Source organism: Treponema bryantii, from assembly GCF_036492245.1.
In the GTDB taxonomy this organism is placed as follows: Bacteria; Spirochaetota; Spirochaetia; order Treponematales; family Treponemataceae; genus Treponema_D; species Treponema_D bryantii_C.
Genome location: NZ_AP025286.1, coordinates 2,956,225 through 2,969,814 on the forward strand (window position 1 = coordinate 2,956,225; position 13,590 = coordinate 2,969,814).

A 13,590-nucleotide genomic window follows, 5' to 3' on the forward strand; every position below is an offset into this window, starting at 1 on the left:
CTCCTTACAGCAAAATCACCTTATAACCAAAAACCGATTCAAACATACCCGACTTTTCGTTGAGCGCAATTTTTTCAAGTACGGTATTTTTGGAAGCCTTGGTATGAATTACAAGCGAGTTCTGCTGAACCTTAATAGAAAAATCACTGAACTTCTGGATGTGTCCGCGATCCAGTGCATCTGCAATACGAAGAATAGCCGTAAGTTTTAAGATAGTCATGCGGTCTGCTCGCGGAAGCATAAGGAAGCTGTCTTCATCCTGAGGAACAGAATTACCTTTATGATATTTTGCAATCTCGGCAACAATAGTATTATCCTTACGCGAAAGTCCAAAAATCTCCGAATTACGGATAATGTACGAGCTGTGAAGGTTGTGATTGTCGTAACGGATGAAACCGCCGATATCATGAAGAATCGCCGCCGTCTCCAGAAGCGTTCGTGCATGCTCACTAAAGCCGAGATCATTTTTAAGAGTATCGTAAAATTTCACCGCAATCATACGAACACATTCCGCATGATTTTCATCACCATGATATTTACGAAGCAGGTTACGAGCCGAAGCCGTAATCTGCATATTGAATTCTTTCTGAAGTTCTTCGTTTTCACTTGAGTGCTGGCTTAAAAGAAGACCATTACGGATATTAGTTTCAGGCGCCAGAAGTTTTTCTGCTTTAGTAAGATGCAGAAAGAGATTGTAAATCAAAAGACTTACCTGAAGGGTTTCAGCTTCGTTGTAGGAAATCTTAAAGCGTGCAACACATTCATCAACGCTGTAGCCCTGAATCTCTTTTGCAAATTCAGAAAAATCATCCTTATCAATTTCCCAAAGGAAGGTTGAAATAGGACGACCAACATTCAAAGCCGCAAGAGTAATATCCGGGCCAACCGCAATAAACTGCTTTACTTCGCTCAGGTTTAATTCACTTTCGAGAGAGCCCTTTGTATTGTAAATTGATTCCGAAACATAACGCTGAATATCATTGTAAGAACTTGTCTGATTTTTCATCTGCTGATCGATACGGACAGTTCCAAGACGAAGACTGTGAACACCCGCCATCTTACCTTTAGACATCAGCATGATTTCAGTTGTACTTCCGCCAACCATCAGAATTACAGTATCAGAATCCTTAAAGGCAGGAGTTTCGTTTTTAATACATTCAGAAACAGCAAGATACATCAGCTTGTTTTCTTCAATGCCGTCTACAATGCGGACATGGAAACCGGCCTGAACGAGAATACGGTCCATAATAGGGTCACTGTTCTTTGCATCACGGAAAGCACTCAAAGCGATGCAGGTACATTCTGAAGGCGAAATGCCCCAGCTAGCAAGCTGTTCACGATAACGGATGAGAATAGAAATAAGCTGATTCTGAGTTTCCTGGCTGATTATGCCACTGGTAAAAACGTCTTTTCCAAGAGAGAGGGGCTTTTCCGAACGGTCCAGAATATTCTGTTTTCCGTCCGGTAAAAATTCGGCTACAAGGAGGCGAACCCCTGTCGAACCTATTTCAATTACTGATTCAGGGGCTGCCATCTAAACCTCCTATTATAGCTTGTCGATAAGCATTGAACATTTACCGCTTGGAATCGGTAAAGTCTTTTTCTTCTGATCGAGGATATTTATAGTGAAGTAGTAGAGCTTTTCGCTTTCCATCTGGATTTCCCAGCCGCGCGAACTCTTGTTCGACAGAATTGTGATGAGGTTGCGCTTAAGCGAAAGGTTTTCTATACCCATAATTTCAAGGTTCGGAATAATCCAGTCTACAGTCTTACGAGGAAGGCTGATGGAAAGTCCGATTACGTTTTCAATCATCAAAGCAATTGTTGAAAGGCCTGCTGTAAGAAGATAACGTGAACGTGCATAGTCTTTTTTGTTGATTTTTGCACGGCCTTCTTTATTAGGCATATATGCTTCAAAGAGATCACCAGGCTGCTTGTTTTCATTAGGCATAAGACCTTCAAGAACGTAGTAAAGGTGACGGATTGCACACTCGCGGGCAAACTCGTACTGAGCATATTTTTCAAGACCTTTGATTACCATAAAGTTGAAGGCTGGCATTACAGAACCACAGTAACCGTTTCCGTCTTCGCTGAAGTTAGGGTTATCAACACTGAGGGTTGGGAACGGATGGTCTGTACCAAAAGTCTTAGGATTGTTTAAGTGTTCAACAAGAAGGTCAGCTTTATCAGCATTAGGGATTTCAGCAAGCATTGTCCAGTAAGAAGCAATTGTCTTTACCTTAACCTGCTTTTCATCCTTATCAAGATCGTAGTAGAAACCAGATGCATTATCCCACATCAAAGAATTGATTTTTGTTTTGATTGAGAAGTACATCTTGCGGTACTGGAAGCTGATATCTTTATCATTAAGAATATCACCAAGAGCCGACATATAAGAGGCATTGATAGCCATACATGCGTTGAAATCTACAGGATAGTAAACTTTCTCACGTGGTGAGTTAGTCATTGAAGATGCGCTTACAGGAACTGAATAAAGGCCGTTGTCTTTCTTGAATTTTTCATCAAGCCATGACATATATTTCTGAAGAGCCGGCATTACATCCTTAATGCGCTTTTTGTTAGCTGATTTATGGAAAAGATTATATTCAGCAAAAGCAAACAGAGGGAGACCAACTCCTTCTTTATTATCTTTATCGAGGACAGGCTCATTTGTTTTTACATCATACTTCCAGCGGATTGCTCCAGAAGCTTCCTGACGTTCATAAAAATAATCAATGTTCTTACATGCATCAAAATTTCTATTAGAATATACAAGAAAGAAAGTTGAGAAAATAGATTCGAACTGATTGATAACTAACTTATCCTTTTCTGGATAAATAAATAAGCCCTCTGAGTCCTGCTCTCCGGTTTCCGGGTTAATCCATAATGAAGAAACCCAAGACCAAGTCTTATTATAAATGTCTACAAAATCCTGATCGTAAAAATGGATTTTTGGAAAATCATGCTTATTCACAAGAACTCCTACTTTTTGCGGTTGCTAGCGGTGTCTGAATTTATTTAGTGGATAAAACCGCTACATATAATATAACACACTTTTTTGAAATTTGATAAAAAATTTCGCAAAATTATACAAATTTTTTCTTCATATTCAAGAGGTAAAGGGTGTTTTTTTGAAAAAAATCCATTTTTTCAGATTTTTTACAACTTTTTTCCTCTTTTGGCCAAATTCATTTCCTGAATTCTTCTATCTTTTCCTATTTTATTATGGAGGAAAAATAAATGCAGATTTATTCATTTTCACCCTTTGGTTACGAAGGGGCTCTGGTTACCGTGGAAGTTGATTTGCGGCGCGGTATTCCAGCCACGGATATTGTAGGTCTGGCGGACGGAGCTGTAAAGGAGTCGCGGGAGAGAATGCAGGCAGCAATCAGAAATTCGGGTTTTGAATATCCGGGAGAACGGGTGCTGATAAGCCTGTCTCCTGCAGATTTGAAAAAAGAAGGTGCCGGTTTTGATTTACCGGTGGCATTGGGAGTTCTTGGTGCTAAGGCAATGGAAGATGGTTTTAGTGGCTTTATTGATGAACCGCTGCTTGTAATGGGTGAACTGGAATTATCAGGAAGGATTCGGGCTGTAAAGGGTGTACACGCCGCGGTGTCTACGGCGGCGGCCAGTGGCATTATGCGATGTATAGTTCCTGTTCAGAATGCTGATGAAGCCCGAGAGATTGCAGGAGTTCAGGTTTATGGAGCAGATTCTCTGGAAAATGCTTTCCGCGCAATGAGCGACCCGTCATTTTATGTAGCAAGAAATATGGAAAATGGAGAAAATATGATTCCTCCGGGATGTATAGATCAGGACGGTGTTTTCTTTCCCAAAATTGCACCTGGGTATGAGTTTGCTGAACTAAAAGGTCAAAAGCAGCTGGTAAGAGCCCTTCAGATTGCAGCAGCAGGTGGACATAATCTGATTGCAATGGGAGCGCCCGGCTGTGGTAAAACAATGGCAATTCAGAAGTTTCCGGCTATAAATCCTGTACTTACAACTGATGAAGCACAATCAGTAACAAGAATCTGGTCTCTCGCGGGACTCATAAAACCAAGTGAACCACTGATCAGAATCCCACCTTTCAGAATTCCGCATCAAACAGCGTCCATAGAAGGTATCTGCGGCGGCGGCCCAACCTGCCGTCCCGGAGAAATATCGCTTGCACATAACGGAGTGCTGTTTCTCGATGAAGCCGCCGAGTTCCGCTCGTCTGTTTTACAGATGCTCCGCGTCCCCCTTGAAAACGGTACAATTTCTCTCAGCCGTGCGGGCCGTACTACAGTTTACCCAGCCCGCTTCCAGCTTTTAATGGCCGTGAACCCGTGCCCCTGCGGAAACTACGGTTCTCACTCTAAAATCTGCCTGTGCAGCCTGAAATCCATAGATCAGTACTGGAAAAAGTTTTCTGCACCGCTGCTGGACCGTGTAGACATTCGTGTTTTCGTAGAAAATAAAGCTGAAGAAAACTGCGAGCCGGAAGAACGCCCGGGCCTCACAACAACGGAAGAAATAAGAACAGGAGTAGCCCGCGCCATCAAAGCCCAGCGAAAACGCCAGGGCATAAAAAATGCCCAGCTCTCACCGCAGGAAATCCTAGACTTCTGCGCCCTGGACACCGAAGGCAGAAAATCTCTGGACAACGCCACCCTAAGATACGGCTTCTCCCCAAGAGCAATCGCCTCCTGCCTGAAAGTCGCCCGAACCATAGCCGACATCGCCGCCGCAAAGGACATCGCAAAAGAGCACATGGACGAAGCCATAGATTTCCATAAATTATGTTCTTCATTACCTCCGGAATTATAATTCATCTTTGAGAACTCAGTACTGGAGTGGTGACTTGAACTCGCCAACGATCGAAGATTCGTTAAAAAACAAGCTGCGACAGCAGGTTGGTTTAGAATCATCCATCGTTTGGCGCATTTTATGAGTTAAAAGAAAAATGCTCTGAGTACTCAGAGCATTGAAATCTTACCGGAGTGGTGACTTGAACTAGCCTAAAATTGCAGAACCGTTAAAAAATGGGCTGCGACAGCGGGCCATTTTAGGTTCTACCATCGTATGGCTCATTTAGAATGGGAAACAAAAAAAGGTTCTCTGAACTCAGAGAACCTTATGAGGATACCGGAGAAGAGACTTGAACTCTTACACGATTGCTCGCAACAGATTTTGAGTCTGTCGTGTCTACCATTCCACCACTCCGGCGTGATTTGCTAAATATATCAAAAACATGAGGATAAATCAAGTGCAAATGTGCTATAATAATTATGTGAAAATCGTTGCAACCGCCTTTGAGCACGCCGATCCAGCCATAGTCTTAAAAACCGTTTTTGGCTATGACAGCTTCCGCCCGCTCCAGAAAGATATCATAACTAATGTACTGAAGGGTCATGACACCCTCGCCGTAATGCCGACAGGCGGCGGAAAGTCACTGTGCTATCAGCTGCCGGCCCTTATATTAGAAGGGCTCACTGTAGTTGTTTCACCACTCATCTCACTGATGCAGGATCAGGTCAGCTCCCTCGAAACAGCAGGAATTCATTCTGCCTTTCTTAACAGCTCACTCAGCTGGGAAGATTACTGCCGTGCTACAGACGAAATAAAATCCGGCGAAGTTAAAATTGTTTATGTTTCTCCAGAAGGACTTGCAACTCAACGAATTCGGGAACTGCTTTCAAGCGACACACTCAAAATCAGCTGCATTACAATTGATGAAGCACACTGCGTTTCACAATGGGGTCATGACTTCCGCCCGGATTATCTGGAAATCAAAACTATCCGCCAGTTGTTTCCAAAAGCCGTTATGCTGGCCCTTACCGCAACCGCAACGGAACATGTTCGTATGGATATATGCCAGAATCTTGGCATGAAGAATCCTAAAATCTTTATCTCCAGTTTTAACCGTGAAAATATTTATCTTGAAGTACTCCCAAAACGCAACGCTGTAGAACTGGTAATCAACTGCATCAGAAAGCATGCCGGTGAAAGTGGAATCATATACTGTACGTCACGAAAACAGGTAGACGAACTTGCTGCTACGCTTGATAAAAAAGGTTATTCGGTTCTCCCCTACCATGCAGGTCTGACAGATGATGTCCGCGCTAAAAATCAGGAACTGTTTATCAAAGATGAAGTTCAGATTATCGTAGCTACAATTGCCTTTGGAATGGGAATCAACAAGCCGAACGTACGTTATGTAATCAATTATGATTTACCAAAATCAATAGAAGAATACTATCAGGAAATTGGCCGCGCCGGTCGAGACGGACTTCCTTCAAGTGCGCTGCTGCTTTACAGTGCGCAGGATATTCACAAAATCCGCTGGTTCTTTAAGGAATCTGTTTCTCCAGAAAAGGATGAGTTTCTGCTTCAGGGGATGATTAAATATGCAACCGCGCGAGGCTGCAGGCGAAAAGCCCTTTTACAGTATTTTGGCGAAGTCTATGAGCCGGTCAAAGATTCTACCTGCTGCTGTGATATCTGTTCTGCAGGTGATATCCCTTTACAGGATGTGACAATTCCTGCCCAGAAACTTCTTTGCTGTATCATAAGAACAAATGAACGCTTCGGAGCCGGTTATGTTACAGATGTACTGCTTGGTTCAAACAATCAGAGAATTATTGATAACGGGCATGACAAAATCACAACCTGGGGAATCGGAACTGAATATAACAAATCTGAATGGCTTGAACTGACAGACCTTCTTATTGATGAAGGCTATATAATGAAAACCGGTGAGTACAATGTTCTTGAAGTAACGCCACTCGGTAAAAAATTTATTGCCGCACGAACAGAACTTAAGCTCCCTATGAAACCGGAAGCAATGAGAGTTACAAAGAAAGCAGTTTCAAAAGTTGCCGCTGAAAAACCTGCAGCCAATGACACTCAGGCTGAGGCAATCATTAACAATCTTAAGGCCTGGCGCAAACGTAAGGCTGATGATTTGAATGTTCCTCCATACGTAATTTTCGGTGATAAAACACTTCTGGATCTTGCTGCAAAGAAACCAAAAAACCGACAGGACCTTTTGAATATTTACGGAATTGGCCGCATGAAAGCAGAAGAGTTTGGCCGTTCAATACTGCAGATTATTGAGGAAAGCTGATATCATAAAACTCAATTGAATCTGTCGTTATCAGGCTGCCATTACAGTTTTTGACAGCATCTCGCAGACATTTATTCAGCTCACGAACATTTCCCGGCCAGTTGTATGCTTCCAGACGATTCATTGCTTCATCAGTTATTTTGATATCATCACCCAGATATACGCGAACCATTTCTCGTATATCTTCCTTATGTGAACGCAAGGGCGGAATACGTATTATATGATCGCAGATACGGTAAAACAAAGCATCCAGGAAAGTCCCGTTTTTTAGCATTTTTCCCAGATTTGCATTTGTCGCAAAAATCATTCTGACATCTGCATGCCGTTCTATATTCTCACCAATCCTTTTAAAATTTCCCGTATCCAGGAAAGTCAGAAATATAGACTGCAAAGAAAGGGAAGCAAGCCCAAGTTCATCAACAAATAAAGAGTTTTTATCCGCCGTTTCAAAATGCCCTTTATGATCATAATCAGCATTTGTAAAAGCACCTTTTTTATGACCAAAGAAAGCACTTTCTGCCAGAGATTCGACAATTGTTGAAACACTTACAGCAACTTTTTCTTTTCCGCCCCTGTCAGATAATTCGTGAATTAAACCAGCTGCTGTAGTTTTTCCAGTTCCAGTTTCACCAAGAAGCAGCACAGGTTCTTTAGTACAGGATGCTTCCAGTATCTGTCTTCTGATTTTCTGCATTACATTTGAATTACCGGCAAATAATCCGTCAAAAGAAGCCGGCACAGGCTGATTTAAGGGCTTTTCAAAATTATAATCTTTTTCAGAAGTCTCTACTAAATTGATTACATGAAAACAATAAGCACGGAAATAATCTGTATTGATTGGAAAAGAAAGTGAATAATTAAAGTTGGTTTCCACATAATTCAGAACATGTGTGGAAAGATCCGGTGGTAAAATAAAAATTGAAAAGCTGGAATACTTTTTTCCATATTCCAGACTTTCAGGATTGAAATCATTAAATAAAGAAGCATCAATAAGAAGAAGTGTGGTTTTTGAAGTATTCAGCTCAGAAAAAGCAGAAACAATCGTCAGTTCCATTTCATCTGAGCACATGGCTTCAACGAAATTGATTACATCCTGTCGTTTTGTAACTAAAGACAATCTGACAAAATCGGGAACTTCGGGCACAATCCCTCCATTTCTTCATTTTTTAATTTTTTCTGAATAACCTATACCAAACCAACACAATTATATACCACATGTATGGCAAAAGCAAAAAGATTTTGAACGGGTTATGAAGCACTTCAACAAAGATTTCATGACCTTTATTGAATGTTGATTCCTTTACACGTTTTACGCGCTCAGAGAAAATTCCAAAGGCATCTTTGTAATAAAGAAAAATGCTTGAAGAGAAACGGTTGCGGCGCTTATATGGCCAGCAGTTTTTATCTTTAATTCCGTCACTTAAGAGTACCAGAGATGGCTGAGCCTTAAAGATTGCTTCAACAATATCATCTTCAACTGATTTTGGATAATATCCACCGTAACGTCCGATTACACGGAGATTACGGAAGGTATCTTTAATATTCTTTTCTGCTTTATTAAGAGTTTTTTTGCTTGATCCAAAAAGATAAAGAGTCTTGTAATGAGCATCAAGAATTGAAAGTATTCTGATTACAGCCTCAAAGGGATTATAACGGACAGGCACATCCTTTTTAAGGAAACGCGCACCTTTAAGAATACTCTTTGAAACAGGAATTATGAGGTCTGCATTTTTTATACACTCAGAATAAACTCCCTTGTGACGGGCCTTTAAGAGATTCCAGATAGATAGAAAAACAATCTGCTTTGTACCTGGTTTTGCAAGTAATTCCAGAATCTCTGTTTCGAGATTTTCCGGCTGAATTACATCAACAGGAACTCCGATTAAGGAAATACGTTTAATTGACATATATAATACCCCACCTTTAATTTTCTTTTTTACGACTGATTTATTTCAGACTGTACGGCGGCAATTCCATAGAGCGCCGCCGTCTCACACCTTAATATATTTACGGCAAAATGAATCGGCTGAAACAGTCCTTTTTCTTCCAGAGTTCTCACTTCATCCGGGCTTATGCCACCCTCGCTGCCAACGGCAATCGCCGCCCGCTTAATTTTTCCGTAGCCGCCCGCGTCAGCGACTCCCGCCCTTAAGTTTCCACTGCAGTCGCCGCGCTCCGAAAGTACAAAACCGACGTCCACAGAAGAATCCGAGCTCCACAGTTCAATCGCCTTCTCAAGGCTCATCGGCTCAAGCACCTTAGTATCTACCGGAGATCCGCTTTGCTGGCGTGCCTCACGGATAATTTTCTGAAGGCGTTCACGTTTTGAGCCCATCAGTGCCTGTGCACTGCTCTTTTCGGAATATTCACCGACCACAGGAATAATCACCGCAACGCCACACTCTGTAGCCTGCCGGACAATAAGTTCAAATTTCTGAGGTCTCGGCAAAAACTGAAACAGCCAGTATTCAACGCCTTCAGCACCGTTTACAGAAAGTCCTGCACCTTCAATATCTTCTGCCTGAACACCGCGGGTTATAGACTTTGCAGCATCCCCATGTCCCGAAGTATCGGCACAAATCTGAAGTGTAACCCGTCGCGCATTTTCATCAATCTGAGCTACTGTTGCATTGTTTAAACTGCCATCGGGAAGTCGTACGCTGATCATATCACCGGGACGGACTCTAAGAACCTGCCTTAAATAGCGGTAGTCCTTTCCATCCAGCTGAATGAGTCCGTTTTTTTCCTTCCCTTTTTCAACGATAAGCTGACGCATTTTAAGCTTCTACCATTATTATCTGAGGCTTGCAGTAAGACCACTGCCTTCGGTTGCTTTTTCTTCCTCAACCTCTTCCTGAAGCTGGCGCAGAGTCTTTGTATTCTTCAGCATTTCAGCAAAATCTTTATTCTGTACTGCCTTAATTGCTGCATTCAACTGCAAATCATAATCTAAATCATAAAGCACTGAAGGCTGAGTTTTCTGCACCTGTATACGGATAAGACGGCGGATAAGTCTTTCATCAAGCGGATAATCCTTAGCAATCTTAATTGCAGCAAGAGCAATATCAGCCTCTGTCATATTCGGCTTGCTTTCTGCAGCTTTATTGATTACTTCAGACTTGATCATATCAACATAAAGTTTTTCTTCTTCTTCACTAAACTCAGAAAGATTTTTTACTTCCTGATCAGGAGGAATACCAATCTTATCAATATTCATATCACTTGGTGTGTAATAACGTGCCATTGTGATTTTGATTCCGTCTGTATTACTGAGCGGAATTACCTGCTGAACAGAACCTTTTCCATAAGTTCTTTCTCCAACAAGATATGCAAGATGATAGTCCTTAAGAGCTCCGGAAACGATTTCTGAAGCGCTGGCAGCACCTCTGTTAATCAGAACAACTATAGGAATATTCTTTTTGATTGTAGTTTTTTCTTTATTTGCAGAGAACTGAGAATTTTCAAAAAGAAGACGGCTCTTTGTAGAAACAATCGGACCGGCATCTATAAATTTATCTGCAACATCAACGGCACTTGTAATGAGTCCACCTGGATTATCACGAAGGTCAATAATCAGACCGTTATAGCCGTTCTTTTCAAAGCTGTCTAAAGCATCCTGAAGGCGCAGTGCTGTATCCGGTGTAAACTGAATCAAACGCGCATAACCGATTTTTGTTCCTTCAATCATTCCATACTTTACAGTTGGAACTTCAATAAGGGCACGAATCAGTGTTACATCAAACTTCATGCTTGTACCGCGGAGAATTGTAACTGTAACTGGAGTTCCAATTTCACCGCGAAGATGCTGAAGCACTTCGTTCATTGTCATGCTTGGAGTTGGCATTCCATCAATTGCAGAAATTAAATCTCCTGCCTGAATACCAGCCTTTGCACCCGGAGTATCTTCAATCGGAGAAGCAACCTCTACATAAGCAGGCTTTGCCGGAGTAGATTCCGCTGCTTTTGAAATTGAAAGACCGACGCCTCCGAAACTTCCCGAAGTTGTATCACTTAAATCACGCATATAAGCTTCATCAAGATACAGGGTATATGGATCACCGATGGCATCCAGCATTCCCTTAAGCGCACCTTCATAAAGGATTTTCGGGTCTATTTCATCAACATAATTCTGCTGAACAAAGTCAAAAACAGAATTAAGCTTCTTTACATACTGAAAACTTGTAATTTTTGAATCATTTTCAACCGACGACTCTGCAAAACACTGAGATGTACACAACAGAATAGCTGCTGCTAAAACCTTGATGATTTTCTTCATAATAATCTATTCTATGACACAAAAACCAAAAAATCTACCTTTTTATAGATAATTGTGCTATAATCACAGTATGTCACAGATTATACCAATAGCCAGTGGAAAAGGCGGTGTTGGAAAAAGCCTTCTTTCTGCAAATTTAGCAATTGCCCTTGGACAACAGGGAAAAAAAGTTGTTTTAGCAGATCTGGACCTCGGAGCGTCTAACCTTCATTTAGTAATAGGTCAGAGACCTGGAAAAGCCAGCCTTGGTTCCTGGTTTACAGATAAAAATGATTTTCGCGAAATAATTCAGCCGACTGACTATCAGAATGTCAGTTTTATAGCCGGTGACAGCCAGATTCCAGACCTCACCTCTCTTAAGCATCTTCAGAAGGTTAAACTTATCAGGAACCTTAAGAATATTGATTGTGATTATGTGATTCTGGACCTCGGTGCTGGAACCCATCAGTTTATTCTTGATATGTTCCTTCTTTCTCCTCAGGGAATTATTGTTTCAGCTCCTGCTGTTACTGCAACTTTAAACGGCTATCTGTTCCTGAAGAATGCTGTATTCCGACTTTTATACACAACTTTCAAAAAAGGAACTCCTGGTCGTGCATACCTTGATGAACTGAAAAAAGATTCTGCCACCATGCAGAAATTATATATTCCACAACTGATTCAGGGACTCGCTCAGCATGATCCTCAGACAACTCAGACATTCATTAATCGTATGCAGCAATTCCGTCCTCGCCTTGTAATGAATATGATTGAAGATCCTAAAGATGCAGACCGTGCTTCAAGAATCAAATCTTCATGTAATCAGTATCTTGGTCTTGAAATTGAATATCTTGGTCTTATGTACCGCGATATGCTTCAGGATAAGGCTCTTGCTTCTCAGCTGCCTGTTGTTGTTTATAAACCTCAGTCGCTTTTGGGTCAGGCAATATACCGCATTGCTGATAAGGTGATTTCTACACCTCCGCACGAGTTTGATACAGACTTTAATCCGGATAGTTTTAATGACAATTTCCAGGAAGTTGAAGATGATGCAAATGAAGACTTCAATTTCCGTCTTTCTGGAATTGATGATATTGTTTCCAGCGGTTCTTTGAGCATCAGTGAACTTGCAGAAATGATTAAAACTCAGCAATATGAAATCACTCAACTCCGAAAGGAAAATAATCTGCTTAAGTCTAAACTGATAAAGGCAACTCAGCAGGGCTTTAAATTATAAAAGGACTTAAAAATGTTTTTATACATCAATTACCCATCATGGATTCACCCTCAGATTTTCCCAGGTGTGAAATTTCTTGAACTCTTGCGCTGGTATGGGCTTATGTATGCCGTTGCCTTTGCAACTGCATATTTTCTTTTGAAGAAAGTCTGGAAAGAAGGTGCCCTGGATACTCCAAAAATCAAAACTACTGAAGATGATTTGTTCAGCTTTATCTTCACAGGAATTATTTTCCTTTTGATTGGAGCACGCATTTTCTCAACTCTGATTTATGATACAAGTGGACTTTACCGCCATAAGCCATGGCTTATTTTCTGGCCTTTTGATTCAAATGGTTCTTTTACAGGATTACAGGGAATGTCTTACCACGGTGGTTTTGTCGGTGGATTTTTGGGAATGGTTGTCTGGTGTAAATTCAAGAAACGTTCCTTACTTAAATATTGTGACGCTATGGTTTGCGCTATTCCGCTCGGTTATACCTTTGGACGTCTTGGTAATTTCTTAAACGGCGAGCTTTATGGCCGAATTACAACAATGCCATGGGGAATTGTATTCCCTGATGCAGAACGTTTTTCTTCAAATCTTTCATGGGTTCAGAACTTTGCTGCTAAAATCGGAATGAATATTACAGCAAGTGGACTTGTAAATCTTCCGCGCCATCCAAGTCAGCTTTATGAAGCTTTCTTTGAAGGTATTGTTCTCTGGCTTATAATCTGGTTTGTCCGCAAACACAAAAAATTTGACGGTATGCTCGCAGCAATTTATTCAGGCGGTTATGGAATATTCCGCTTCTTTATTGAATATTTCCGTGAACCAGATGCAGACCTTGGCTACAGAATTGCAAAAGATGCAAATGCCCCAATTTATACAACTACATCACTTTTAAATATTTCTACCGGTCAGATTCTTTGCATTTTGATGATGGTATTTGCCGTTACTTATGCAATTATCAGCTGGAGAATTTCAAAAAAACAGGAGACAAAATAA

10 protein-coding genes and 1 tRNA gene are annotated in these 13,590 nt (G+C 41.3%); 4 read left to right on the plus strand and 7 right to left on the minus strand.

Annotated elements, in window-relative coordinates:
- Positions 1-4: 4 nt before the first annotated feature.
- Both AABJ44_RS13020 and AABJ44_RS13025 read right to left on the minus strand, forming a co-directional pair.
- Positions 5-1,534, minus strand: a complete 1,530-nt coding sequence (locus AABJ44_RS13020) for a Ppx/GppA phosphatase family protein (protein ID WP_074644375.1) — start codon at positions 1,532-1,534, stop codon at positions 5-7.
- A 12-nt stretch (positions 1,535-1,546) separates the two neighbouring features.
- The gene (locus AABJ44_RS13025; RefSeq protein WP_074644373.1) at positions 1,547-2,974 is read right to left on the minus strand and encodes an MGH1-like glycoside hydrolase domain-containing protein; all 1,428 of its coding nucleotides are present in this window, start codon (positions 2,972-2,974) and stop codon (positions 1,547-1,549) included.
- A 266-nt stretch (positions 2,975-3,240) separates the two neighbouring features.
- On the opposite strand from AABJ44_RS13025, the gene AABJ44_RS13030 reads away from it, so the two are divergent.
- The gene (locus AABJ44_RS13030; protein WP_338369491.1) at positions 3,241-4,812 is read left to right on the plus strand and encodes a YifB family Mg chelatase-like AAA ATPase; all 1,572 of its coding nucleotides are present in this window, start codon (positions 3,241-3,243) and stop codon (positions 4,810-4,812) included.
- Positions 4,813-5,128: 316 nt separating this feature from the next.
- Here AABJ44_RS13030 and AABJ44_RS13035 read toward each other — a convergent pair.
- A tRNA-Leu gene (locus AABJ44_RS13035) sits at positions 5,129-5,211 on the minus strand.
- 46 nt (positions 5,212-5,257) lie between these two features.
- Between AABJ44_RS13035 and recQ the strand changes: the two genes are divergently transcribed.
- Positions 5,258-7,111 (plus strand): DNA helicase RecQ, encoded by a 1,854-nt coding sequence (gene recQ / locus AABJ44_RS13040; protein ID WP_338369492.1) that lies wholly within the window; start codon positions 5,258-5,260, stop codon positions 7,109-7,111.
- Here the strand turns inward: recQ and AABJ44_RS13045 are convergent.
- From AABJ44_RS13045 to AABJ44_RS13060, 4 genes are read right to left on the minus strand one after another with little or no spacing between them, the layout of a single operon-like run.
- Complete coding sequence (locus AABJ44_RS13045; RefSeq protein WP_338369493.1) at positions 7,095-8,255, minus strand: sigma-54-dependent transcriptional regulator; 1,161 nt, start codon at positions 8,253-8,255, stop codon at positions 7,095-7,097. The genes recQ and AABJ44_RS13045 overlap by 17 nt on opposite strands.
- Positions 8,256-8,277: 22 nt before the next feature.
- Positions 8,278-9,018 (minus strand): WecB/TagA/CpsF family glycosyltransferase, encoded by a 741-nt coding sequence (locus tag AABJ44_RS13050; protein WP_074644363.1) that lies wholly within the window; start codon positions 9,016-9,018, stop codon positions 8,278-8,280.
- A gap of 29 nt (positions 9,019-9,047) precedes the next feature.
- The gene (locus AABJ44_RS13055) at positions 9,048-9,887 is read right to left on the minus strand and encodes an RsmE family RNA methyltransferase (protein WP_338369494.1); all 840 of its coding nucleotides are present in this window, start codon (positions 9,885-9,887) and stop codon (positions 9,048-9,050) included.
- Positions 9,888-9,905: 18 nt separating this feature from the next.
- Positions 9,906-11,387, minus strand: a complete 1,482-nt coding sequence (locus AABJ44_RS13060; RefSeq protein WP_074644359.1) for a S41 family peptidase — start codon at positions 11,385-11,387, stop codon at positions 9,906-9,908.
- Positions 11,388-11,457: 70 nt separating this feature from the next.
- Here AABJ44_RS13060 and AABJ44_RS13065 point away from each other — a divergent pair, with 70 nt between their 5' ends.
- Positions 11,458-12,603: a nucleotide-binding protein gene (locus tag AABJ44_RS13065; protein WP_074644357.1), complete on the plus strand. Its 1,146-nt coding sequence runs from the start codon at positions 11,458-11,460 to the stop codon at positions 12,601-12,603.
- A 12-nt stretch (positions 12,604-12,615) separates the two neighbouring features.
- Positions 12,616-13,590: a prolipoprotein diacylglyceryl transferase gene (lgt, locus tag AABJ44_RS13070; protein WP_338369495.1), complete on the plus strand. Its 975-nt coding sequence runs from the start codon at positions 12,616-12,618 to the stop codon at positions 13,588-13,590.

Coding starts and splice junctions, on each gene's coding strand:
- AABJ44_RS13020 (WP_074644375.1), bottom strand. CDS start 1,534: ATGGCAGCCCCTGAATCAGTAATTGAAATAGGTTCGACAGGGGTTCGC.
- AABJ44_RS13030 (WP_338369491.1), top strand. CDS start 3,241: ATGCAGATTTATTCATTTTCACCCTTTGGTTACGAAGGGGCTCTGGTT.
- recQ (WP_338369492.1), top strand. CDS start 5,258: ATGTGCTATAATAATTATGTGAAAATCGTTGCAACCGCCTTTGAGCAC.
- AABJ44_RS13050 (WP_074644363.1), bottom strand. CDS start 9,018: ATGTCAATTAAACGTATTTCCTTAATCGGAGTTCCTGTTGATGTAATT.
- AABJ44_RS13055 (WP_338369494.1), bottom strand. CDS start 9,887: ATGCGTCAGCTTATCGTTGAAAAAGGGAAGGAAAAAAACGGACTCATT.
- AABJ44_RS13060 (WP_074644359.1), bottom strand. CDS start 11,387: ATGAAGAAAATCATCAAGGTTTTAGCAGCAGCTATTCTGTTGTGTACA.
- AABJ44_RS13065 (WP_074644357.1), top strand. CDS start 11,458: ATGTCACAGATTATACCAATAGCCAGTGGAAAAGGCGGTGTTGGAAAA.
- lgt (WP_338369495.1), top strand. CDS start 12,616: ATGTTTTTATACATCAATTACCCATCATGGATTCACCCTCAGATTTTC.